This is a genomic window from Paradesertivirga mongoliensis, from assembly GCF_024436395.1.
Lineage (GTDB): Bacteria > Bacteroidota > Bacteroidia > Sphingobacteriales > Sphingobacteriaceae > Paradesertivirga > Paradesertivirga mongoliensis.
Genome location: NZ_JAFMZO010000003.1, coordinates 511,341 through 534,787 on the forward strand (window position 1 = coordinate 511,341; position 23,447 = coordinate 534,787).

The following is a 23,447-nucleotide window of genomic DNA, read 5'->3' on the forward strand; positions in this document are numbered from 1 at the left end:
AAAGCTTATTTATCTATATTTGCAGGCTTTTAGATCGTTTTATGGCAGCAAAGTGGTATCAGAACTGGTTTAACTCTCCTTATTATCACATTTTATATCACCAGCGGAATGATTCGGAGGCTGAATTTTTCATCGACAACCTTTGCGAGCACCTGCAGCCCAAGCCCGATTCTACCATGCTTGATATCGCCTGCGGAAAGGGCCGTCACTCCATCTACCTTAATAAAAAAGGACATGATGTAACTGGAATAGACCTTTCGTTCTCGAGTATTAAACACGCGAAACAATTTGAGAATGATAAGCTGCATTTTTTCCAGCATGATATGCGGAACTTGCTTTTTATTAATTATTTCGACTACGCATTCAATCTCTTTACCAGCTTTGGATATTTTGAAAGCGACAGAGACAACATCAATGCTCTGAAATCTTTTAGAAAATCGTTAAAAAAAGACGGCCTTCTGGTTCTGGATTATTTTAACAGTCAGAAGATCTTGAATAACTTAACTCAAAAAGAAATAAAAACGGTAAAAGAGATCGATTTTAACATCAGCAAAGAAGTTAAGTCTGGCAGGATTATCAAATCCATCGAATTTGATCATAAAAACCGGAAGCATAAATTCCAGGAAGATGTAAAAGCTTTTACCTTTAACGATTTCGAAAAGTTATTTAAACTCAGCGGATTCAAAATAAATGAATATTTTGGAAACTATTCTCTCGAGGCTTTTGATGAAAAACAGTCTGATCGTTTAATTTTCATTTGCAGTAAAACTGATGCTTGAATCTCTGATACAGTTTGACCACCAACTATTCTTTGCTATTAACAAAGGGCTTTCCAACCCATTCTTCGACTGGATAATGCCCTATCTCCGCAATCGGTATTTCTGGATGCCTTTGTACCTTTTCCTCGTTGTATTCCTTGCCAGAAATTACGGAAAATGGGGCTGGATTTGTCTCCTTTTTATTGTGTTGACATTTGGGCTGTGCGATTTCTTTTCAGCATCAATTGTAAAACCGGCATTCGAACGACTAAGGCCCTGCAATGACATATCAATAAAGGACGAAATGATACTAAGAGTGGGTTGCGGCAGCGGTTTCAGCTTCCCATCCACCCATGCCACCAACCATTTCGGTATTGCTATGTTTCTGGTCGGTACTTTTTACTCCAGGTGGAAATGGATCGCACCCTTAGCATTTCTATGGGCTTTCAGTATCTGCCTTGCGCAGGTATACGTAGGAGTCCACTTCCCGGTTGATGTAACTACGGGCGCTATACTTGGCTGTCTGATCGGTTACCTTACCAGCACAATCTTTTTAACTATAAAATTCGAAAAACAGTGGAAATCTGGAAGCTGATTCTTTTGTTCATGAGTTGCTTTTTGGGCGGAATGGCAATATTTCTGTTCAAAAAGGATAATACACAGCGACTAAAACTTATTCTCTCTTTTAGCGGTGCGTATCTATTCGCCATCACCATTCTGCATCTTATCCCCGAGGTGTACCACGAAGGTGATCATAGCATAGGCCTATTTGTATTGGGCGGCTTTTTATTTCAGATCTTGCTTGAACAATTCTCGGAAGGCATTGAGCATGGCCACATTCATAAACACACGCACGAGCATTATGCATTTCCTTACGGGATAATGTTCAGCTTGTGCCTACACGCATTTCTCGAGGGGATGCCCCTGGCGCAGGGGCACCAAAATCAACTTCTGTTTGGAATCGGGCTCCATCATATTCCGGCGTCATTTGCGTTAGCGAGCGTGCTGATGCAAAATAAAATCTCGAAAAAGCCTATAATAATTCTTCTTGTCGTGTTTTCAATTATGTCGCCTTTGGGATATCTCTTTAGCGAAGGATTGAGTAATGGTTCTATCGGCGATTTGGACGGCTATTTTGATAAGATAATGGCGATTGTGATTGGGATCTTCCTGCATATCTCCACTACTATTCTATTCGAATCGAGTGTTGATCATCATTTTAACTTCAAAAAGCTGGTAGCTGTATTGGCAGGAATCGCCATTGCGCTGCTCAATTTCTTAATTCACTAATTACCCGCGAAGCTTATCCAGTAAAAAGTTAAGCTGCTTTGCCTCTGCCTCGGTTAGATTGGCTTTGAGAATGTCAATAGGTGTAATTACAGGATCGAGTTTTTTGAGCAACTCCAGCCCTTTTTCATTAATAACAATATCTACTGCACGCCTGTCCTTTTGGTTTATACACCTGGTTACCAGACCTTTTTGAACCAAACGTTCCACAATCCGGGAAGCGTCAGACATTTTGTCGAGCATTCGCTCTTTTAAAAGATTAATAGTAGCGGGACCAGGATATTGACCTCTTAAAATCCGTAAAATATTAAATTGCTGGACAGTAATCTGGTGCTTTCCTAACCGCTGTCTGAGCAAATCTGATATCCAACCATAAGTATAAATGGTATTGACCACTATTTTATGATAGTCGTTTTCGAATTTTGTTTGAATCTCTTTTTCCAATTCCATTTTAGATGTTCCTACTTATAATTCCTTTTTACTGATTTTGTTTGTTCTGCATCTTCCGTGTTTTCAGTTTTATTCCAGGGACAATGCCTGCAGCCGTTTTTGCAGCAATAGCCCCGTTTTAAGTGATACTCGCGGGTGAACACCATGTACCCACTTTCTATAAAATAGTAATCCACTCCCTCTTCCGGCATCAGTTTAAAATTTTTACCTGCATTCTGCCCTTTAAATGCTCTTTCAGTTGTGCCCCGTCTCCATGCAAGGTCCATACCTCTTTAGGATTCACATCCTCAATGGTTTTGAGAATATCATTCCAGTCGGCATGATCTGATATATACAATTCCAGATCATTCTGATACTGCAATTTCTTCCAGCCCGAAGCAAAAACGCGGAGTACATTTTTAGCTCTGAAATAGCTGTCAAAAGTAAGCGGAGGAACAATATATACAAAGCCCTGGCCCGGCAGTTTCATCAACTTCCGGTTATAGGGTTCGTATTTTCCGGGCGAAAATGCGAATGATTCGTATATTTTGGTTATAGGGAGCATGGAGTGGTGCAAAAACACCTTTCGCTGCGGACAATGCTTGTTTATGAGGTTGATTAACCGCTGACTTTTCCCCAGGGAGTATGCCCCCAATAAAACGTTATGATTAGACTCGTTTAACTTTCTGATCTCTGCCTCTACGTCGGGGTGGACAACCGATGGATCAGCGAAGGTGGTTTCGGTAATCAATACATCGGCGTTCACCAGTTCCAGCGCCTCACAGGTTTCATCCTCCTGAAGTTTAAAATCTCCGGTGTATAAATACCTTATCTGATTATATTCCATCAAAACCAGGGCTGAGCCAAGAATATGACCTGCTGGATAAAAAGTTATCCTCACATTCCCAATAGTGAAGGTCGCGCGGTATTCTGCCGTAAAAAACTCCTTAGCAGCATTTTTTTTCAGCCTCAACTGCATGATTGAAGCAGTAGCGGGCGTAGAGTAAACACTGTTGCTGCCGCCGCAGGCATGATCTCCATGGGCATGCGAAACTACCGCCACATCAACTGCTTGTTGCGGGTCCAGATAAAATCCGCCATACCGGCAATAAAGGCCCTTCTCGTCAAAGGTTAAAAAATCATCTAATATCATTTAACCGATAAGGAGAGGTTTATAAAATGGTTATGCAAGTCGAGCATTTGCGGAATCAATAGTTGTTTCTCGTCATTGTTGATTGTAAAGTCCGAAAGCGGAGCCTTTTCGGCGTCGCTTAGTTGTTTATTCATTCGTTTAAGCACCTCTCCTTCAGAGACGGAATCTCTTTGCATAATTCTTGATATCTTCAAATTGTGCGGAGAGGTTATCAGAAGGTTAAAATCACAATCTTTATATGAGCCGCTTTCAAAAAGCAAAGCCGCTTCCTTTAATACATAAGGGGCATTTTTTTGTTGATTCAGCCAATTATCAAAAGCGCGAAAAACGGCAGGATGGACAATTGAATTAAGTTTTTTTAGTTTTTCTTCGTCATTAAAAACCAGAGCTCCCAGTTTACTCCTATTCAATTCACCGTTCGAAAAGTAAATATCGGCACCAAATTCCCTGCTTATTTGATCCACCAGCAGCCCGTCTGTATGCATGATGGATTTAGCTTGCTGATCGGCATAAAACACCGGGATCCTCTGCAATTCAAAAAACTTACAGACGGTGGTCTTGCCGCTGCCTATGCCTCCGGTTATTCCGATCTTAAGCATCACTCTTTAACTAGAAAGTCAACGATTTGCGGTTCCGTTTTAACAAGCTTACAAAATGGCGGAAATTTAATAATCCTGAGCGGCAACTGCGAGTACTTGTTTTTCATCCAATTGTCCAGATCCACATTCACTTTTAGTGATTCTCTGTCGATCTTCGAATAGTTGCTTAACGATGTAAGCAGTGTTATCCGTGCCCTTTCCGGAACAAGCTTAACGTCTCTGCCAGGATTATTTTCGATTTCGATGGGTATCTCAATTACCTTTTCGGTGAATTCATCCACCGGAACCTCCACTTTCACCATTTTGGGATAAACATCAACATTATTTTTGTGCCCTTTTTGAAAGCTAACATGCGCATTCACAGAACCATCAATATCTTTCAAAGAAAGGCTATCTGTAGTCCAGAAGTTAATGTCTTTCAAGTCTTCCGCTGCGCCGGTTACAATAACCGTCGAGGGTTCGAGATGGATCGGCCCCGAGATGCCAAAGGGTTTAATGAATGAAAATTTATATAATAACCTAACCGGAACCCGCTTGGTAATTCGCCTTGTGAAGTCAAAAAAGAGCGTATCCGGAAACGCTGATACTACTTTTTGATTCGACTCGAATTGTAAATTAATTTCGCTCAGCTGACTGGAGATAGTAACGTAATTACTAATATTCAGCGGTTTCAGGTTAACATTCACAATCCTTGGCTTAAGCTTTAACTTAGAAAAAAGCAACTGCCAGCCGGTTCCGCGCAATTTGAGAGTAACCGTATCTTCCTGTAAAGGGTGATATGCCTTATTTAGGGGAGGATTTATATAATTAAGCCGTGAATTTACTTTGTATTCATAATCGTTAGACAGCGCAAAAAACAGCCAGCAAAATACGGCAATGAGCAAACAGCTTAAAAAAACTGATACTTTCCTCTTTTCTATGCGGGTGAGCGATATTATCGGCATTACTAAAAACTAAGTTACAATATCTTTACAACAAAAAATGCCCCGCCAAAGGCGAGGCATCTATTAAAAATTTCAATTACGCTTTGGGGGTTAATGCTTTTGTTGCATCTAATGAGATCGCAGATTTATCAAAACGGATTTTTGAACTGCCTTCAACCTCAAGAACAACTGTCGATTCGTTGATGTCTACAATCCGGCCGTGAATACCCGCAGTAGTCACCACCTTATCACCTTTTTTAAGCGCCTCAACGAACTTCTTTTGTTCTTTGGCTTTATTCATTTGCGGGCGTATCATAAAGAAATAAAACACGATGACAATCCCTATCATCGGAAGAAAACCCATTATTCCAGATCCACTCATTTGCAATAAAATATTTGCTATCATTTCTAATTATTATTTGTTTAATTCTTATTTAGCTGCCGCTGCTTTAGCCATCACTTCGCCGGTAAGGTAAATCTCCGTCAAAGATGGATTGGCATTTGAAGTTACCGATACAATCTTGTTTTGCATACCCGGCCTGCCCGAACTGTCAAAAACAACTTTTATAACACCCGTTTTCCCTGGAGCAATAGGCTCTTTTGGGTATTCGGGAATGGTACAGCCACAGCTTGCAGTAGCGTTGGAAATAATTAATGGTTCACTTCCATTGTTCACAAATTCAAATTCGTGAGTAACCTTTTGCCCTTCCGGAATCTTCCCAAAATCGAAATTATTTTTTTGGAAAGTTATAGAAGCACCTTTTACAGCAGCCTCATTATTAGCACCGCTTTCGGTTGATGTAGTTGCACTGTTATTGCAGGAAATTAACATCGCAGAAGCAGCGATAAAGATTAAAACAGCCTTCTTCATATTTTATTCAATTAATCCTCGTCCGGTTTTACGGATTTTACCCGCAGCTTTTAATTCCGCTAAAATTTTGTCTAAAATACCATTTATAAACAAATTACTTTTAGGGGTACTGAATTCTTTTGCCATCTCTATGTATTCATTCATCGACACTTTAATGGGAATCGCGGGAAAATGAATCAATTCGGATAGAGCAAGTTTCATTAAAAGGATGTCGACAATGGCAATTCGCTCTGCCTCCCAGTTTTTCGTCTTATCTGAGATAAGTTTTTGATATTCTTCGTCGAATGCGATAGTTTTATTTAGTAGAGTAACAATAAACTCGCGGTCTTCGGTCCACTCAGGACTTATCTGAGCGAGCTTATTATCCTTTCCCTGCTCGCTTTGAAAATTACTGAATGTTTTGGCCACCATAGCTTCCAACACCGGCCTGTCTACCTGCCAATTTATAAACTTCTCTTCAAAAGCCTGCTCTACAGATGGCACCACAAGAATTACCTTCTTGAAAATATATTTGATGATATCTTTTTCTGCTCTCATTGACACATCCTCTGCAACAAGATAATCTGCATATTGCTGGGATGATTTCAGCTCAGTAAATATGGTTTTTACAATCTCGGGATCGAAATTCCAGGAGGGATTGTATTTCTTTAAATTAATAACGAATTCCGGATTTTCTTTTAAAGCCGTGATAAACTTATTTTTATTCAGCTTAAGATTTGAATTCAGATCAGTTTCCGTGGGAAGATATTTATTTGCACGTTCTTCAGCGTCAACCAGTACGTAATCTGATACCTCTGTTAACAGAGCAAGCAGCCAGATGTACATCTCAAAAACATCATCAATGCTATCAAGAAGCTTTTTCTCGAATGATTTTGCTACTTTGTTTTCTGATAAATGGTATGCATACAATGTTTGTAACACCTTTACCCTCAGCTGCCTTCTGTTTAACATGTTATAAGAACGATTTTATTGTATAAACCTATTTTAATAGGATGCTTTAATTTTTTTAATATCAGAAATACGCTTTTCAGCGATCATATCTGCCGCTTTATTACTTGGAATACTTTCCGCCTTCGACTTCTTTAAGACCACACGGGTGGCGTCGTAAATATTTTCTGCAAGTTGTAACGTGCGCTTTTTACTGTAGCCGGATATTTCAGAATACGAATTGATCATCCCGCCAGCGTTGATTAAGTAATCGGGAGCATAGAGAATCCCTTTTTCAAGGAGCATTTGTCCATGCAAGTCCTCATCAGCGAGTTGATTGTTAGCAGACCCGGCAATGATCGCACATCTCATCTTGGCAATTGTAGCTGAATTGATAATTCCCCCCAGCGCGCAAGGAGAGTACACATCAAATTCAAGATCCAGAATATTGTTGTTCGAGATAGCATCGGCACCCGTCTTTTTAGCGACCTGTCTCACCCGTTCTTCATCGATATCGCTGACATACACCCTGGCGTTTTCTTCTCTTAGCAAATGCACCAGATTTTCACCAACATGGCCGATCCCCTGTACCGCTACCGACCGTCCGGCTAAACTGTCACTGCCATAAAGCTCTTTTAAACAGGCTTTGATCCCCATAAAAACGCCCCGCGCAGTTATGGCCGAGGAATTTGAGCTATTGGAAGATTCATGCCCGCCAACAACGTGTTCAGTCTCCATCCGGATGTATTCCATATCCCGGTTGTTAGTTCCAAGGTCTTCCGCTGTAATAAAGCTACCGCTCAGGTTTTTAATAAAGCGGCCAAGTCTTCGCATTAAAGCTTCTGTTTTATCTGTTCTGCTGTTACCCAGAATAAGCGCTTTTCCGCCGCCCAGATTCAAGCCGCTGATCGCAGCTTTGTAGGTCATTGCCCTCGAAAGACGCAAAACATCGCGCAATGCTTCGCCTTCTGTTTTATATTCCCACATACGCGTACCACCAAAAGCGGGCCCCAAAGTGGTGTTATGAATAGCTATGATTGCTTTTAATCCGGTATCTTCATCGTTGCAAAATACAACTCGTTGATGTTTGCATTTACTAAGCTCGTTAAATACTGAACCTGCTTCGAAAATTTTTGATACCATATTTGAGGTGCGATTCCGTCAGCAAAACTAGCAAAATTTTCAGTACCACAGAGCCTCAAATCTATATTAAGGATTAGTACTTTTGCAAACACACAGCATGAAAGACCTGGCCTATCTAAATAAATTTTTTTACAAATACCGATGGAGGTTAATTCCGGGAGTAATATTTGTCGTTATTTCTAACATCTTCGGCGTTTTACCGGCAAAGGTGATACAGATCGCGTTCGATCTTGTTACAGAAAACATCAGTACTTACAGGCTATTTAACGGCTTCGACAGGCAAGAGCTGGTTTACGAAATTTTTGGCTACAGCCTTTTGCTTTTCGGACTGACTGTTCTGGCACTGGCTTTACTTCGGGGCATTTTTCTGTTTTTCATGCGGCAAACGATCATTTTGATGTCGCGGCATATTGAGTACGACCTGAAAAATGAGATCTATCAGCACTACCAGGAACTTTCAATGAGTTTCTTTCGCCGAAACAATACCGGGGATTTGATGAACAGGGTAACCGAAGATGTGAGCAGAGTCAGAATGTACGTTGGCCCGGCCATTATGTATACCATCAATACTGTAGTGCTTTTTCTGCTGGTTATTATCGCCATGATCAGTGTTAACCTAAAACTGGCTATTTATAGTTTGCTGCCGCTGCCCATACTTGCGCTAACCATATACTATGTGCACAACATCATTAATCAGCGCAGCGAAAAAATACAGGAACGGCTTTCAAAGTTATCCGGGTTTGTGCAGGAAACGTTCTCGGGAATACGGGTGATAAAAGCTTATGTGCGCGAAAATGATATCAAAGAGAAATTCGCCGCAGAAAGCAACTCGTATAAAAAGGATTCACTGGCACTGGTGCAGGTGCAGGCCACCTTTTTTCCAGCAATGCTTTTACTGGTGGGTTTAAGCACTATTGTGACCGTTTATATCGGCGGCATTGAAGTGATGAACGGAACAATTACTTCGGGCAACATTGCCGAGTTTATTGTTTATGTAAACCAGTTAACTTTTCCGGTAACATCACTCGGCTGGGTTACATCACTGGTGCAGCGAGCTGCAGCATCACAAAAAAGAATTAACGAGTTTTTACACACTCGGCCAGAAATTTCGTACTCCAGCAATACAAGGTTTGAGTTGAAGGGACAGGTTGAATTCAAAAATGTCTCCTTCGTTTATCCCGACACAGGGATCAAGGCGCTTGACAATGTTTCGTTTGAGGTAAAGCCGGGAGAGTTTCTGGCAATCATCGGCCGCACCGGATCGGGAAAATCTACACTTGCAAATCTGCTGATGCGGATGTACGACAGCGACTCAGGCGAAATAAAGATCGACGGACAAACGATCACAGAACTTAATTTGAACCACTTCCGCAGCCAGGTAGGGTTTGTACCACAAGAGGTTTTTTTGTTTTCTGACACGATTGCCAATAATATCGCCTTTGGCGAATCCTCTAAAACTGAACTCGATAAAATTGAACAGGCCGCTAAAGACGCAGCGGTTTATAATAACATTGCCGAATTTGATGAAGGCTTCGACACCATGATCGGAGAACGTGGAATCACCCTTTCGGGCGGACAAAAACAGCGCGTTTCTATTGCCCGGGCCCTGATAAAAAATCCCCGTTTATTGATTTTTGACGACTGCCTATCGGCGATTGATACCAAAACTGAGGAAGAAATTTTGAGTAACCTGGGCAAGAACCTCGATGGCAAAACCAGTATCATTATCGCACACCGGGTGTCTACCATTAAAAATGCCGACAAGATTGTGGTTCTCGATAAAGGTCAAATAGTTGAACAGGGCACCCACAAGAGCCTTTTAAAAGCCAATGGCATTTATAAAGACATGTACGAAAAACAATTACTTGAGGAGCAAGAATTACCTGAATAAAAGAAAGAAGCGCTATAATTTTGTATTTTGAAGTTTAAAAATTATTAGTTTATATTTACCGAACTAAACTTTAAAAACAACAAATGGGAGATTTTGACAACAAAGAGAGAGAAGAGGTTTTTTCAAAGAAAGTAAGAGCCGGGAAACGTACTTATTTTTTTGATGTAAAAGCAACACGCTCAAATGACTATTACATCACAGTTACAGAAAGTAAAAAACGTTTGGAAGACGGAGTTTTTGTTAAACACAAAATTTTCCTTTACAAAGAAGACTTCGAAAAATTTGCCGAAGGACTGAAAGACACAGTTGAATACATCAAAGCTCACCAGGAAGTAGTTGAGAAAAGATACGAGTACAGCGAAAACGGTGTAGAAGCTACTAAAGCTGCCGATGATTTCTCTTTCGATATTTAATTAGTCACCTCAATAATATACAGCCATTCCGGTTTCCCGGGATGGCTTTTTTATTTTCTAAATTCGCTTTAAGTTAAGCGAATTGAATTATAAAGCGTAATTTCGCCCGCTGAAAATCGTAATACTTAGCAACAAATAAATGGCTTTACAATGCGGAATTGTTGGTTTACCCAACGTAGGAAAATCTACCCTTTTTAATTGTTTATCAAACGCTAAAGCGCAGGCGGCCAATTTTCCTTTCTGTACTATTGAACCTAACGTGGGTGTAATTACTGTTCCCGACCACCGTTTAACAAAACTGGCAGAGTTGGTAAATCCTAATAAGATTGTCCCCAACACCATCGAGATTGTGGACATTGCCGGATTGGTAAAAGGCGCCAGCAAAGGCGAAGGTCTTGGAAATCAATTTCTTGGAAATATCCGCGCAACAAATGCAATCATACATGTATTGAGATGTTTTGATGATGGAAACGTCGTACATGTTGATGGCTCTGTAGATCCTATTCGCGATAAAGAAATTATTGATACTGAACTTCAGTTAAAGGACCTCGATGCTGTAAGCAAAAAGATCCAGAAGGTCGAAAAAATGGCCAAAACTGGTGATAAAGATGCGAAAAAGGCTTACGAAGTTTGCAATCTTGTTAAATCCCACCTCGAAGCCGGAAAGTCTGTCCGCACCGCTCCTATCAGCGAAGAAGATAAAGAATATCTTGCAGATTTATGGCTTCTTACGGCTAAGCCGGTAATGTACGTATGCAACGTTGACGAAGCATCCGTGGTATCAGGAAACGCCTATGTAGAACGTGTAAAAGAATCTGTGAAAGAAGAAAACGCTGAGGTGTTGGTTATATCTGCCAAAATAGAGTCTGAAATTGCGGAACTGGAGAGTTATGAAGAACGCGAGATGTTCCTTACTGATCTGGGTCTGGAAGAATCTGGCGTAAGCCGGTTGATTCGCTCTGCTTATAAGTTATTAGATCTGTATACTTATTTCACGGCTGGCGTACAGGAAGTGCGTGCATGGACCATTACTAAAGGCTTTACCGCTCCCCAAGCGGCTGGAGTAATTCATACAGACTTTGAAAAAGGATTTATCCGTGCAGAGGTAATCAAGTACGACGATTTTGTTAAATATGGTTCTGAAGCAGCTTGCAAGGAGAACGGAAAGCTAAGTGTAGAAGGAAAAACTTACGTGGTGGAAGATGGAGACATCATGCACTTCAGATTTAACGTATAATTTAAAAAGCATCAAGTTCCTGGAAACCTGATGCTTTTAAGATACTCCTGTTTTTTAAGCATCCTGCCTATATAAAGCACAATTATTTGCGATGAAATGCAGCAGGCTGTAGCCAGCAGAAAGCTGTATCCTATCTGAAGCGGTTGTAAAGAAAAAGCCAGAACCGCAAAAAACACCGAGAACGAGAATAAGCTTATAACTACACTACGCATCAGCCTGATACAGGCATCAGCTCCATATAAATAGTGAGTTGTTACCGCGAAGATGGTGCCGAAAATAGGAAATGTGCCCAGTAAGCCACTTAGCCGAGGGCCCAGTTCTGATGACACATAGGTAAGTGCGATAATAAATAATGTAGCCATAATTATTCTTAGTGGGATATCCCATGCTGGTGGCACAATGGCTAAATGCCCTTCTGTAAATTTCGGAAAGATCAAAAGTAATATCCCCAAGGAAGCCACCGTGACCAGAAATGTTTGCAGCAAAGACCAATCAAACTGTACAAGAAAGAATGTTGCCGATAAGTACGTAATCCAACCCGCTACAACGCAAAACAACCAATGGAATTTTTTTGATAGCATTGAATAAACGAAAGAGAACATCGACAATGATACTGCCCCAAGCAAAATTCCTTTAGATGAAACACTTGCAAAAGCAGTGCCTTGTTCAAGCGCAAGAAACAGCGCTATAGGCCCTGCGTTTAAGGGTAATCCTATCAATAATCCGGTAACCGAATGACCGTATTTCCGACCAGCCCATGTCGCCATCCCGGTTAGTGCAGGAGTAAGCAGAAGTTTTAAAATAAGAATTTGCACAGGGTAAAGATACCAGAAAAGAAGGGCCTGATGTGTCAGGAAAGCCTAATCTTACGAGAATATGAGATAACTAGGTTAGGTCATTTCTATAAACTTATTCATTGTTATCAGATTTTGAACCGCGCTTCCCATCGTATTGTTAAAATAGGCAAAAACTGATTTACCCTCCTCCTGCCACTCTTTGATATATTGAGCATACTCATATAGGTAATCGTCTGGATAGCTTCCCCTGTACCCCCCGTTGGGGCCATGAAACCTGAGGTATATTACATCCGGAATTTCCTTGTGCTGTGGAGTAGCCGAGGCCGGGATATCATGTATAACCATAGTGGCGTGGTATTGATGCAACAACTCGTAAATACCCTCCTCATACCATGACCGGTTTCGAAATTCAACCGCAATTTTCCAGCCCGCCTCATTGTGCTCGTTAAGATCGGTTAAAAGCCTCGCAAGCTGTGTCGAACTTGCTATACTCAGACTGGGCGGAAACTGCACCAACAAACAGCCCTTCCTGGTACCCACTGCCGAAATTCTGTTCATAAAAAGAACTATCTCTCCTGGATCATACACCAAACCCTGGTTGTGAGTAATTTGCTTCCAAAGTTTAAAAGTAAACTTAAAGTACTCGGGAACAGTGTCTGCCCACTTTTTTAAAGTCTTGGCGATTGGCAATTTATAGAATGAGCTATTTATCTCAATAGAATTAAATAGTGAGGCATAATACTCCAGGCGACTTTTGTCCTGAAACTCTGGCGGATAAGATAGTTTGTTAGGAACCGGGAGAACAAGTCCGCTGGCACCGGTATAAATAGTTTGATTGCGGCTGAGATGCATTTACCCTTAACACCGCTGGGAAAAATTAGTTCAGCAACTATTATTCTTCGCGCTGTTTGAAAAGGTCTTTCACACTTATCCTCCTCAACGCCTTTGCTTTACTAAGCGACTTGAGGTTGGTAAGTGTCAGCATAAAGGTAACATTGTCGTACTCGTCTTTGGTTACCTCAAAATTTACATGGAGATTCTCTTTGCTATAGCTTGAATTCTCATCGATACTTTTCGGATCTAACCTTTCAAACTGATTTTGAATCATCAGCTTACGGAAGTGCTCGAATTCGTTACGATCATAAGTAACGTATTTTACGAAAGATTTTAGAGGCTCCCGGGTATATATTCCCTTCCAAACAAATTTAGCGGTCCCGATAGTGTTTTTCCTGTTTGAGAAAATATAGATCTTGTTGGTAGTATCTGCTTTATTTTTCTCCGACAGGAAAGAATATCCGGTTAAAAAAAGCTCTTCTTCAGCTTCATCCAGAGAGGCATTAAGCAACTGTTCAAGCTTCTCCAATTTTAATTTTTGCGCATAACCTGCATTAAGCCAGCAAAGAGCTGCACATAAAAAAAATAGTTTCCTCATCAGACATTTAAAATATCACAGAAATATACAGAAATTTGTGAGAAGTCGAAAAAACCGCTGCGCTCGACACATACCAGGAAATTCAATAATTAAGTAAGACGCTAACGGCTTTTTTATATATTTGCGCACTTCGTGCCCATAGTTCAATGGATAGAATTGCAGATTCCGGTTCTGCTGATGGGGGTTCGAATCCCTCTGGGCACACACCAGCCTTCTCCAATAAGGGGAAGGCTTTTTCATTTCAGGCGATTCTGAAGCTCATCGCATAATTATTACATTTGATCGGCCTGCAATCTAGCAGTTAAATATTATTTTCGAGCACTGAACACAGGTCAAAAAGCCTTAGCAAATGAAAAAAATATTTACTCTCGGGATTTTAATCATCCAATCTATCGTATTGCGCGCTCAAACGAATGATGCTGTTGTGAGAAAAATAGCCGATCAAATCATCAAAGAGTCTGTTCTTGGATTTCGCGGGGTAGACAACCAGCAATTTTACGCTGCATCAAAAGATATTCCCGCCAATGTAAAAGTAAAATATGCTACACCCTATACTGGGTGGCATTATACCCATGGAGTGCTCAATATGGCCATGATCAATCTGGGCAAATTGTTGAACGAGCCGAAATACACTGATTTTGCAGCACAGCACGTTGCTTTCGGATTCAACAATCAGGAAGTTTTTAAGCAGCGGTTCAAAAACGATGTTAAACATTACACCTATCCATACGGTGAGTTCTTCACAATGGAAGAGCTGGACGATTTTGGTGCGATGAGCGCAAGTTTGATCGACGTGTATCAAACCGTTAAAAAGCCAGAATACAAAGCCTATCTCGAAAAAGCGGCCAAACATTTAACAGAGGATCGCGCCCGTTTGAACGATGGCACCTTCGTTAGAGCGTTTCCTCACAAAATGACTTTATGGGCAGATGATTTATATATGAGTGTGCCTTTTCTTGCCCGTATGGGGAAACTGACCGGAGATGGGAAATATTTTGACGATGCGGTTACCCAGGTGATCAACTTCAATAAATATTTATGGGACAAAGAAAGAGAGATCTACTGGCATGTGTACTACAGCGATCTAAACCGAAACGGCGTAGCACACTGGGGTCGTTGCAACGGCTGGATTATGCTGGCTACTATCCATCTTTTAGATAATCTGCCAACCAACCATTCTAAACGTACGGAGATCATCCGCTTATTAGAAAGACAGATTTTAGGAGTAGCCAAATATCAGAATGCAGACGGCCTATGGCACCAGGTTTTAGACAAACCCGACTCATATACAGAATCTTCCTGCACAGCGATGTTTGTATATGGCACGGCACACGCTGTAAACAATGGATGGATCGATAAACGATATGCCTCGATTGCTAAAACAGGCTGGGAAGGCCTAAAAAAACATAAGATTAATGAACTGGGCCAGTTGAAAGACATTTGCGTGGGTACAGGAATACAAGATAACCTTCCGTTTTATTACAACCGACCGGTTGGCTTAAATGAAAAACATGGAACCGGTCCTTTAATCGATGCAGGTGTTGAGATACTTCGCCTGGAGAAGATGGGCAAGTGATAATTCAGAGAACAGCTTACTTAAAACAGGCTCTCCGCGATTGCCTTTTTTAGAAGTATCGTATAAAACAGCGTTTTGAGATGACAAGAGAGCGTTAAAAGCTGCTTGTCACCCCACCATCACGCCATGCAAAGTCTAAGTGAATTTCGTGAATTATTAATTTTATGATAAATTAACCTAATATTTCTTTCCAATTTTACAGGCAAACATCTTCGCAGCCCAAAAAATCATAAAAATTATTTACAGGTAGTTTTTCAATTAAAAATTTCCGTTAATTACATAAACTGTTATAGAATATGGTTGTTACGATGCTTGTTGTGTTTTTGGTGTTAGATGCCGCATGGATTTTTTATGCCATGAAAACGGCCCCTGTGATAGATGAAGAAGAAGCGTACAGCCTCAATGAAACCGATCCGCTTTAACATCTTCTCCAACAATTCATTTTTATCTCCTTTTTTCCATCAACTGAAAGAACTGAGCTAGCCATTTGAATTCGCTAAACTTTCCGTAAAAACGAATCGCGATTATAGGAAATCAAGTCAAAAGGTCGCTTCATTGGACCCAAACGCTTCTTTCTATTATCATTCTCCAGTTTTTTGGCTACCGCCGAAGCTACCAAGCCACCGATCAGATATAAGCCGGTAGTGAAGGCTTTAGTTTTCAGAGTTCGGCTGCTGTAGGCCGGATTCAAGCCCAAAGACTTAGGAAGAAAGATGGCGCCCAAACCCGCTGCAGCACCCGCTAAAGCACCTTTAGGCCAGATATATTTTCTCTTGCCTGCAACTCCAAGGCTATAATAGATGGTGTTACTGATGATGTCGCCAACCATCGCTATCTGATAAAGATGTTTGTCATCAGGTATAGGCTGATCAGCCTTTTTGATTCCTTTCTTTACAGCCTGCATTCCCATCAAATCCATTCTCGGAGCTTCTGAATCCAGGCGTTTAATTATTTCATGCAATAAAGTGAGGGCACAAGCACCTGCAAGTCCTCCTCCAATTGACGAGATCAACTTCATGAAGATATAAGGATTGCTAAAGCGCTTTTGTTTGGTTCTTAGGCGAATAAATCGCTACTCAGATAGCGGTCTCCCCTATCGCAGACGATAAAAACGACAAGCCCTTGCTCCAGCTCAAGGGCCAGTTGGGCTGCCGCATGTGCAGCCCCACCGCTACTCATTCCGGCAAAGATACCTTCTGTACTCGCCAATTTTCTTGTCATCGCGGTAGCAGCTGCCTGTGAAACATCCATCACTCTGTCAACACGTTTGGGTTCGTAGATTTTAGGCAAATATTCTTCGGGCCAGCGCCTTATTCCGGGTATCGACGATTCTTCCGTTGGCTGACAACCCACGATCTGAATTTCGGAGTTTTGCTCTTTTAAAAACATGGATGTACCCATAATAGTCCCGGTGGTACCCATAGCACTTACGAAATGGGTAATACCGCCGTTGGTTTCCTTCCAAATTTCCGGACCGGTAGTTTTATAATGAGCCAGCACATTGTCGGGGTTTGCAAACTGATTAAGGAGGTAGTAGTCGCCGCTTGCCCCCTTCTCTTCGGCATAATCACGACAAAGTTCTATACTGTCAAGCAGGGTAACCTTTGCTCCATAAGCCTCCATGGTCAAAGTGCGCTCGCGGGTTGAGTTTGAAGGCATCACCAGCTCAATTTCTAAATCGTATAACCGGGCAATCATTGCCAGAGCGATTCCGGTGTTTCCGCTTGTCGCTTCTACCAGTTTTGTACCTGCTTTAATATCGCCCCTGTCGAGGGCACTTTTAATCATATTAAGAGCGGGGCGGTCCTTTACACTTCCACCTGGATTATTTCCTTCCAGCTTAGCAAAAATCCTAACCTTAGGGTTGAGGCTAAGCCTCTTAAGTTCTACTAAGGGAGTATTCCCTACAAAATCGATTAAGCCTGCCATTAACTTTTAACCTGCCTTTCCACTACTTTGGCTTTAGATTCGTGATAAACTGTAGAGTAAGGCGGTACACTTTTAGTTAACCATACATTACCGCCGATAATGCTGTTATGACCGATAACGGTTTCGCCTCCCAGGATAGTTGCGCCGGCATAGATCACCACATTATCTTCTACTGTAGGATGTCGCTTTACAGAGGTCATGCTCTTATCAACGCTCAGAGCGCCAAGCGTAACACCCTGGTAAAACTTCACATGGTTGCCAATTTTGGCAGTCTCGCCAATTACAATGCCGGTTCCGTGGTCAATGTAGAGATATTCGCCAATTTCTGCGCCTGGATGTATATCGATACCTGTTCTCGAATGTGCGTATTCGGTTAAAATGCGGGGAATTAACGGAATATCGAGTTTTAACAGCGCATGTGCCAATCGGTAAAATGATATAGCATAGAACCCTGGATATGCTCTGATGATCTCAAACTCACTTTTGGCGGCCGGATCACCATCTAAAATAGCCTTTATATCGGTATTCAACAGCGCATATAGTTGTGGCAACTCATCGAAAAAGAGATTCGCTTTCTCGTCATTATCACAATCCTGACAAGCTTTCGTTGCATTCATAATATTCCGGATTTCGGAACGCAACTGGATCAGCTCAGCTTCGATTTCGCTCAACGAATAAAATACCTGCTTTGATTGCTCGGGATATAACAGCCGGATAAGCCGTAAAGCCCAGCCTGCAATTTCCTTATTGGAAGGAACTGACTCAATATGCTGATGCTTGTTAAAAATATGCTGATAAAAATCCTTGTTCATTTAAAAGAGGCAATTTACACCCTGCCTTTAGTGTGCTAATATAAGACTAACACTTTATTAATTGAAGAAATGGATTTTGAGCTTTAGAAATGTGGCAATTATATGATTCTGGGCAGAAAACGGCGGCGGTAAATCGTCCGGAAATAAATAAGGATGCCAAAAGCGTTCGTCAAAAGGCGAGAACTACTTTTCGGCATCCTTATATCCGCTAAATCACAAATATTAATATGGTGGATTCTCTGTTTGTACGTTATTAGCTTGATTGGTCGATGCAGTAGAAGAACCGCCCTGGCCAAACTGACTTTTAAATTGATCGGTGTACTGTTTGGCTTTGTCCATCCACTCAGGCGCTTTCTCTGTCAGATCATCTATTAAAGATTTCCCGTCTTCTCTTTTTTTAGTGGCATAGTTGACGCCTGCGGCTACCGCGGCTCCAAAGACTAAGTATTTCAATAAGCTCATAAATTTGTTTTTCTAGTGTGACTGATTAAATGCAATTACTGTTCTATTAATTACAATTGATATGATTAAAAGTTCAGCTTATTTTTAACTTGCTGCCATGGATAGTATCGAACTCACCGCCGCATACGTTAAGCAGGTTTTAGAAGGAGCAGAAGGTGGCCACGACTGGTGGCATATCTATCGCGTGTGGCAAACCGCGAGAACAATCGCTGCAAAAGAACAGGCTGATCTACTTGTGGTGGAGCTTGCCGCGCTGCTTCACGACATTGCCGATTCAAAATTCCACGCTGGCGACGAAGAAGTTGGTCCGCAAAGAGCAGGTGAATTTCTGAAAAGTATCTCGGTGAGCAATTCTATCATACACCACGTTCAGCAGATAATCAGGCACATGTCGTTCAAAGCCAGCCTTGGCGATGTCGATTTCCACTCAAAGGAACTTGAGATCGTTCAGGATGCCGACAGATTAGATGCCATCGGCGCAATCGGCATTGCACGGGCCTTTAGCTATGGCGGTTTTAAGCAGCGCGAGTTCTATAATCCTCATATCGCACCAAATCTTAACATGAGTAAAGAGGAATACAAAAACAGCTCGGCACCTACCATAAACCACTTTTATGAAAAGCTTCTTTTGTTAAAAGACAAGATGAACACCCTAACGGGAAGGGAACTGGCGGCCAACCGGCATCGCTTCCTGGAGCTATATCTGGAGCAGTTTTATGCAGAGTGGGAAGGAAAGCGCTGACATAGTTTCCTACCCGGCTTCGTTTTTTCTACCAAATTTTTTTCTCTCTCTCCGGCTCTGCTGACATAGGGTTGTCACGCACCGGGCATTTCTTTGTCTAATAATTTGTAACAAGCAGAACAAGCAATTCGTCAAATAGAAGAATTGTGAAAAAGTTTAAAATGTTTTTTCATGTTGCTCGTCTTCACAATAAACAACAAATACATTGCTTAGCGCCGTAATGCTCGAAGAAAAAAACACCCGAGTTCTGAAATCAATTAAGGAGTACGGAAAAGGGTTGTTAGGATTTATCCGGAAAAGGGTAAAAAGTGACGCTGACGCCGAAGACGTTCTGCAGGATGTTTGGTATCAGCTAAGCGCGGTGATCAACTCTGAGCCTATCGAACAAACCGGCGCCTGGTTGTACCGGGTGGCCCGCAACAAAATTATCGACAAGCATAAAAAGAAAAAAGAAGACCGGCTTGACGATAGTTTTAACGACGATGAGGCTGGTCTGGATCTGAAATCGCTGTTATTAGTGGAAGCTAAGACGCCCGAGACAGAATACCTTCGTAACTTGTTCTGGGAGCAGCTTTTTCTGGCACTTGAGGAGCTGCCACCGGATCAGCGAGAAGTTTTCGTTCTACACGAAATGGAGGATATCCCTTTTCAGGAGATTGCCGAACGAACCGGACAAAATATCAGCACACTGATATCGCGAAAACGATATGCTGTACTCCATTTAAGAAAACGCCTAAAGCAACTGTACCTCGAAATTATTGAAGACTGATTTTAAAAGACATGAAAAAACTATTTTATAAAGGACGATTCTTTTTTATCCCGCTGGGTATCGCAGCATGCCTGTCGCTGGTAAGTGTGATAGTAATGCTTTTGTGGAACAATTTACTGCCAGACATTATGAACGTGAGTGCCATTAGCTTTTGGCAGGCAATGGGAATTTTCATTTTATGCAAAATCCTCTTCGGTTTTGGAGGCGGGCGGCATAAAGGCGGCCCCTCATGGATAAACCGGTGTAAAAATATGAGTCCGGAAGAAAAGGAGAAATTCCGGGCGGAAATGAAAGAACGAATGTGTTTTATGAGAAATAAACATTCTGGCAATAAAAACGAACACACAGAACAACAAAATAGCTGATAGCAATGATTTTAAGAAGCGGTTTTATGAACATACTGGTATTTAAAACAAGCATTACTGCGGAAGAAGAGATAGTGAAAGTGCAGCCATTACTCGATTCAGTTCCAACTATTAAACATTGGAATTTCGACCTCGACGACTGCGATAATATTCTACGGATCGTGTCGAACAACCTGGATCCTGAAAGCATCGAATCGATGCTTCAAACGGCCGGGTTTGATTGCCGGGAGCTGGCAGATTAGACCGTTACCTAGAGTTTCAGAATATAGGCTTTAGAATTCAAGAGAAAGATAGCTGACTACCGCTATCTTTCTGTAATATCCTTGTCCCGTTTAGTTTTTAAATTCAGAATGCATCTTCACTCGTCGGGATTTAAATACTTATTAATACCTTTAAAGTCTATAAACTCCTTTGCACACATTTGCACACATGATGAGATCATTTCTTGTGGCATTGATACTTTGCTCAATGCTGATAACCACCTCTGCACAGAAATCTGAGCCGGGAACTTTTACATTAGGCAAAAAAGAATTTCTTTTAAACGGAAAACCTTTTATCATCAGAGCAGCAGAATTACATTACCCCCGCATTCCGAAAGAATATTGGGAGCATCGGATCCAACTCAGCAAAGCAATGGGGATGAACACCATCTGCATCTATCTTTTTTGGAATATTCACGAGCAAGAGCCGGGAGTTTATGATTTTACCGGACAGAACGATATCGCCGAATTCGTTCGCCTGGTACAAAAAAACGGCATGTACTGTATTGTTCGTCCCGGCCCTTATGTCTGTGCCGAATGGGATATGGGAGGATTGCCATGGTGGTTATTGAAAAAAGACGACCTTCAGGTAAGAACCATGAAAGACCCTTACTTCCTGGAGCGCACCAAACTATTTTTAAATCAGGCGGCTAAGCAACTGGCTCCTTATCAGATTCAGAACGGCGGTAACATCATCATGGTGCAGGTAGAGAATGAATACGCCACCTTCGGGAGCGAGCAGGCATACATGGAAGCAACCCGCGATGCTGTGAAAGCAGCAGGTTTTGACAAAGTCCAGCTTTTCAGATGCGACTGGTCAAATAATTTCGACCGCTATAAATTAGACGATGTTGCCGTTACACTAAATTTTGGCGCGGGCTCTAATATCGACGAAAGGTTCAAATCTTTTCAACAGAAGTATCCTGATGCTCCGCTAATGTGCAGCGAGTACTGGTCGGGATGGTTTGACCATTGGGGGCGTCCGCATGAAACGCGATCCGTGAGCAGTTTTATCGGCAGCATGAAAGATATGATGGACCGAAAAATATCCTTCAGCTTATATATGGCTCATGGAGGTACAACCTTTGGCCAATGGGGCGGTGCCAACGCTCCTCCCTATTCTGCAATGGCTACTTCTTACGATTATAATGCCCCTATCGGAGAACAGGGAAATACAACAGACAAATTCTTTGCAGTTAGAGATCTGTTAAAAAACTACTTAATGACCGGCGAAACGCTGGCAGATATCCCTAAAGCTCCGGCAGAAATAATTGCGATTCCTAAGTTCGAATTGAAACACAGTGCTGCTTTATTCGACAACCTTCCTGTCGCGAAGACAACGGAAAACATCCGGCCAATGGAATATTTTGACCAGGGCTGGGGACGAATCCTTTATCGTACCAAACTTCCGGCGAAGGCTTCAAAACAAAAACTGGTGATTACCGAGTTACATGACTGGGCAACGGTTTTTGTAAACGGACAGCAAATTGGCAAACTCGACCGGCGCAGAGGTGATAACACTGTCATTTTGCCCACACTTAGTGCAGATGCCCAACTCGACATTTTAGTTGAAGCCACCGGCAGGGTTAATTATGGCAAGGCCATTATCGACCGGAAGGGGATTACCGAAAAGGTTGAATTTGGCGATGGCAAGAACGCTACTGAGCTAAAAAACTGGCGCGTTTACAACTTCCCGGTCGACTACAAATTCCAGGCGGAGAAGAAATATAAAACCGGAGACCTTAGCGGACCGGGATGGTATAAAGGCACTTTTAATCTTAGCAAAACCGGAGATACATTTCTTGATGTGAGTACCTGGGGGAAAGGCATGGTGTGGGTGAACGGATACAACCTGGGGCGCTTCTGGAAAATTGGACCGCAACAAACCTTGTATATCCCGGCTCCATGGCTAAAAAAAGGAGCCAATGAAATTATAATTTTAGATGTCGACCGCCCTGCTGAAAGAACAGTTGAGGGGTTAACCGAACCTATCCTTGATAAAATCAATCCCGACGCTTCCCTGCTAAGCAGAAAAAAGGGACAAACCCTCAACCTTGCGGCCGAAACACCTGTTTTTTCAGGCTCGTTCCCGGGCGGGGAAAGCTGGAAAGAAGCGGATTTTGGAAAGACGATTAAGGGCCGCTATTTCTGCTTTGAAGCATTAAATGCTCAAGACGCCAAAGACAAGCTAACTACCATTGCCGAACTTGAATTGGTTGGCGAAGACGGAAACACCCTGCCCCGCTTAAACTGGAAAGTAATTTATGCCGACAGCGAAGAAACAACGGCATCGAACAGTTCTGCCGACAAAGTATTCGACCTGCAGGAATCTACATTCTGGCAAAGCCAGTCGGTGGGCGCACGCCCCGAACACCCGCATTACATCGTGCTCGACCTAGGTAAAGCGATGAACATTAAAGGTTTGAAATACCTTCCCCGATCTGACAAAAAAACGGCAGGTATGGTGAAGGACTACAAGGTGTATATAAAGATGGACGAGTTTAAATTCTAGATATACGTTTAAATATAAAAAGCCTGCTTCTTGAAGGCTTTTTATATTTATTTACACCCTTAGATGTTCAATTCTATTACCTCGATTCATCCCGCAGTTGGTCGTTTTTCCTATGACGGATGCCTTGCTGCCGACCTTCATCCGTATAGACCAGAAAACA

Annotated in this window: 29 protein-coding genes and 1 tRNA gene; 14 read left to right on the forward strand and 16 right to left on the reverse strand. The window is 41.9% G+C overall.

Translation table 11 applies throughout. The annotated features are described in order from the left end of the window. Window positions 1-41: 41 nt before the first annotated feature. Genes J3P43_RS13415 through J3P43_RS13425 form a run of 3 tightly spaced genes read left to right on the forward strand, consistent with a single transcriptional unit; the run spans window position 42 to window position 2,048 of the window. On the forward strand, window positions 42-779 hold the full coding sequence (locus J3P43_RS13415; RefSeq protein ID WP_255903222.1) for an SAM-dependent methyltransferase: 738 nt from the start codon (window positions 42-44) through the stop codon (window positions 777-779). Then, a complete protein-coding gene (locus J3P43_RS13420; protein WP_255903224.1) occupies window positions 772-1,353 on the forward strand; it encodes a phosphatase PAP2 family protein in 582 nt (193 codons plus the stop codon). Before J3P43_RS13415 ends, J3P43_RS13420 begins: the two co-directional genes overlap by 8 nt. Next, window positions 1,335-2,048: a ZIP family metal transporter gene (locus tag J3P43_RS13425; RefSeq protein WP_255903226.1), complete on the forward strand. Its 714-nt coding sequence runs from the start codon at window positions 1,335-1,337 to the stop codon at window positions 2,046-2,048. The genes J3P43_RS13420 and J3P43_RS13425 overlap by 19 nt, the downstream gene beginning before the upstream one ends. Here J3P43_RS13425 and J3P43_RS13430 read toward each other — a convergent pair whose 3' ends face one another. The 9 genes from J3P43_RS13430 to J3P43_RS13470 form a co-directional block, all read right to left on the reverse strand. Continuing rightward, on the reverse strand, window positions 2,049-2,495 hold the full coding sequence (locus J3P43_RS13430; protein ID WP_255903228.1) for a MarR family winged helix-turn-helix transcriptional regulator: 447 nt from the start codon (window positions 2,493-2,495) through the stop codon (window positions 2,049-2,051). A gap of 11 nt (window positions 2,496-2,506) precedes the next feature. Then, window positions 2,507-2,761 carry a C1orf53 family protein gene (locus tag J3P43_RS13435; protein ID WP_369414798.1) on the reverse strand — a complete coding sequence of 85 codons (255 nt, stop codon included), beginning with the start codon at window positions 2,759-2,761 and terminating at the stop codon, window positions 2,507-2,509. Continuing rightward, on the reverse strand, window positions 2,686-3,627 hold the full coding sequence (locus J3P43_RS13440) for an MBL fold metallo-hydrolase (protein WP_255903232.1): 942 nt from the start codon (window positions 3,625-3,627) through the stop codon (window positions 2,686-2,688). Before J3P43_RS13440 ends, J3P43_RS13435 begins: the two co-directional genes overlap by 76 nt. Then, window positions 3,624-4,226 carry a dephospho-CoA kinase gene (gene coaE, locus J3P43_RS13445; RefSeq protein ID WP_255903235.1) on the reverse strand — a complete coding sequence of 201 codons (603 nt, stop codon included), beginning with the start codon at window positions 4,224-4,226 and terminating at the stop codon, window positions 3,624-3,626. The genes J3P43_RS13440 and coaE overlap by 4 nt, the downstream gene beginning before the upstream one ends. Further along, entirely contained in the window at window positions 4,226-5,170 is a 945-nt protein-coding gene (locus tag J3P43_RS13450; protein WP_255903237.1) for a CdaR family protein, read from the reverse strand. The genes coaE and J3P43_RS13450 overlap by 1 nt, the downstream gene beginning before the upstream one ends. Window positions 5,171-5,246: 76 nt before the next feature. Then, window positions 5,247-5,555: a preprotein translocase subunit YajC gene (yajC, locus tag J3P43_RS13455; protein ID WP_255903239.1), complete on the reverse strand. Its 309-nt coding sequence runs from the start codon at window positions 5,553-5,555 to the stop codon at window positions 5,247-5,249. 24 nt (window positions 5,556-5,579) lie between these two features. Then, window positions 5,580-6,020, reverse strand: coding sequence for a DUF1573 domain-containing protein (locus tag J3P43_RS13460; RefSeq protein WP_255903241.1), 441 nt, complete (start codon window positions 6,018-6,020; stop codon window positions 5,580-5,582). 3 nt (window positions 6,021-6,023) lie between these two features. Next, window positions 6,024-6,971 carry a transcription antitermination factor NusB gene (nusB, locus tag J3P43_RS13465; RefSeq protein ID WP_255903243.1) on the reverse strand — a complete coding sequence of 316 codons (948 nt, stop codon included), beginning with the start codon at window positions 6,969-6,971 and terminating at the stop codon, window positions 6,024-6,026. A 33-nt stretch (window positions 6,972-7,004) separates the two neighbouring features. Continuing rightward, window positions 7,005-8,090 carry a Glu/Leu/Phe/Val family dehydrogenase gene (locus J3P43_RS13470; RefSeq protein WP_255903245.1) on the reverse strand — a complete coding sequence of 362 codons (1,086 nt, stop codon included), beginning with the start codon at window positions 8,088-8,090 and terminating at the stop codon, window positions 7,005-7,007. A 97-nt stretch (window positions 8,091-8,187) separates the two neighbouring features. Between J3P43_RS13470 and J3P43_RS13475 the strand changes: the two genes are divergently transcribed. The 3 genes from J3P43_RS13475 (at window position 8,188) to ychF (ending at window position 11,631) form a co-directional block, all read left to right on the forward strand. After that, on the forward strand, window positions 8,188-9,981 hold the full coding sequence (locus J3P43_RS13475; RefSeq protein WP_255903247.1) for an ABC transporter ATP-binding protein: 1,794 nt from the start codon (window positions 8,188-8,190) through the stop codon (window positions 9,979-9,981). An 83-nt stretch (window positions 9,982-10,064) separates the two neighbouring features. Continuing rightward, window positions 10,065-10,394, forward strand: a complete 330-nt coding sequence (locus tag J3P43_RS13480) for a DUF3276 family protein (RefSeq protein ID WP_255903249.1) — start codon at window positions 10,065-10,067, stop codon at window positions 10,392-10,394. Between the two features lie 139 nt (window positions 10,395-10,533). Continuing rightward, entirely contained in the window at window positions 10,534-11,631 is a 1,098-nt protein-coding gene (gene ychF, locus J3P43_RS13485) for a redox-regulated ATPase YchF (protein ID WP_255903251.1), read from the forward strand. Between the two features lie 11 nt (window positions 11,632-11,642). Here the strand turns inward: ychF and J3P43_RS13490 are convergent, their stop codons facing one another. From J3P43_RS13490 to J3P43_RS13500, 3 genes are all read right to left on the reverse strand, one after another. After that, window positions 11,643-12,446, reverse strand: a complete 804-nt coding sequence (locus J3P43_RS13490) for a hypothetical protein (protein WP_255903254.1) — start codon at window positions 12,444-12,446, stop codon at window positions 11,643-11,645. Window positions 12,447-12,521: 75 nt separating this feature from the next. Next, entirely contained in the window at window positions 12,522-13,280 is a 759-nt protein-coding gene (locus J3P43_RS13495) for a DUF72 domain-containing protein (RefSeq protein WP_255903256.1), read from the reverse strand. Window positions 13,281-13,320: 40 nt separating this feature from the next. Further along, window positions 13,321-13,860, reverse strand: coding sequence for a hypothetical protein (locus tag J3P43_RS13500; RefSeq protein ID WP_255903258.1), 540 nt, complete (start codon window positions 13,858-13,860; stop codon window positions 13,321-13,323). A 132-nt stretch (window positions 13,861-13,992) separates the two neighbouring features. Here J3P43_RS13500 and J3P43_RS13505 point away from each other — a divergent pair. The 3 genes from J3P43_RS13505 to J3P43_RS13515 all read left to right on the forward strand — a co-directional run bounded on the left by J3P43_RS13505 (window position 13,993) and on the right by J3P43_RS13515 (window position 15,858). Further along, window positions 13,993-14,064 (forward strand) — tRNA-Arg (locus tag J3P43_RS13505). A 145-nt stretch (window positions 14,065-14,209) separates the two neighbouring features. Beyond that, on the forward strand, window positions 14,210-15,436 hold the full coding sequence (locus tag J3P43_RS13510) for a glycoside hydrolase family 88/105 protein (RefSeq protein WP_255903259.1): 1,227 nt from the start codon (window positions 14,210-14,212) through the stop codon (window positions 15,434-15,436). A 296-nt stretch (window positions 15,437-15,732) separates the two neighbouring features. Continuing rightward, window positions 15,733-15,858, forward strand: a complete 126-nt coding sequence (locus J3P43_RS13515; RefSeq protein ID WP_255903261.1) for a hypothetical protein — start codon at window positions 15,733-15,735, stop codon at window positions 15,856-15,858. 74 nt (window positions 15,859-15,932) lie between these two features. Here J3P43_RS13515 and J3P43_RS13520 read toward each other — a convergent pair whose 3' ends face one another. From J3P43_RS13520 to J3P43_RS13535, 4 genes are all read right to left on the reverse strand, one after another. Next, complete coding sequence (locus tag J3P43_RS13520) at window positions 15,933-16,454, reverse strand: hypothetical protein (protein WP_255903263.1); 522 nt, start codon at window positions 16,452-16,454, stop codon at window positions 15,933-15,935. Between the two features lie 38 nt (window positions 16,455-16,492). Continuing rightward, on the reverse strand, window positions 16,493-17,365 hold the full coding sequence (gene cysM, locus J3P43_RS13525) for a cysteine synthase CysM (RefSeq protein ID WP_255903265.1): 873 nt from the start codon (window positions 17,363-17,365) through the stop codon (window positions 16,493-16,495). After that, window positions 17,365-18,177, reverse strand: a complete 813-nt coding sequence (epsC, locus tag J3P43_RS13530; RefSeq protein WP_255903267.1) for a serine O-acetyltransferase EpsC — start codon at window positions 18,175-18,177, stop codon at window positions 17,365-17,367. Before epsC ends, cysM begins: the two co-directional genes overlap by 1 nt. A 222-nt stretch (window positions 18,178-18,399) precedes the next feature. Further along, window positions 18,400-18,639, reverse strand: coding sequence for a YtxH domain-containing protein (locus J3P43_RS13535; RefSeq protein ID WP_255903269.1), 240 nt, complete (start codon window positions 18,637-18,639; stop codon window positions 18,400-18,402). A gap of 97 nt (window positions 18,640-18,736) precedes the next feature. Here J3P43_RS13535 and J3P43_RS13540 point away from each other — a divergent pair, with 97 nt between their 5' ends. From J3P43_RS13540 to J3P43_RS13560, 5 genes are all read left to right on the forward strand, one after another. Continuing rightward, window positions 18,737-19,381: an HD domain-containing protein gene (locus J3P43_RS13540; RefSeq protein WP_255903271.1), complete on the forward strand. Its 645-nt coding sequence runs from the start codon at window positions 18,737-18,739 to the stop codon at window positions 19,379-19,381. A gap of 220 nt (window positions 19,382-19,601) precedes the next feature. Beyond that, complete coding sequence (locus J3P43_RS13545) at window positions 19,602-20,150, forward strand: RNA polymerase sigma factor (RefSeq protein WP_255903273.1); 549 nt, start codon at window positions 19,602-19,604, stop codon at window positions 20,148-20,150. An 11-nt stretch (window positions 20,151-20,161) separates the two neighbouring features. Further along, window positions 20,162-20,515: a hypothetical protein gene (locus J3P43_RS13550; protein WP_255903275.1), complete on the forward strand. Its 354-nt coding sequence runs from the start codon at window positions 20,162-20,164 to the stop codon at window positions 20,513-20,515. Between the two features lie 26 nt (window positions 20,516-20,541). Further along, a complete protein-coding gene (locus tag J3P43_RS13555; protein WP_255903277.1) occupies window positions 20,542-20,757 on the forward strand; it encodes a hypothetical protein in 216 nt (71 codons plus the stop codon). A gap of 187 nt (window positions 20,758-20,944) precedes the next feature. Then, window positions 20,945-23,287: a beta-galactosidase gene (locus J3P43_RS13560; protein WP_255903279.1), complete on the forward strand. Its 2,343-nt coding sequence runs from the start codon at window positions 20,945-20,947 to the stop codon at window positions 23,285-23,287. The last annotated feature ends 160 nt before the right edge of the window (window positions 23,288-23,447 follow it).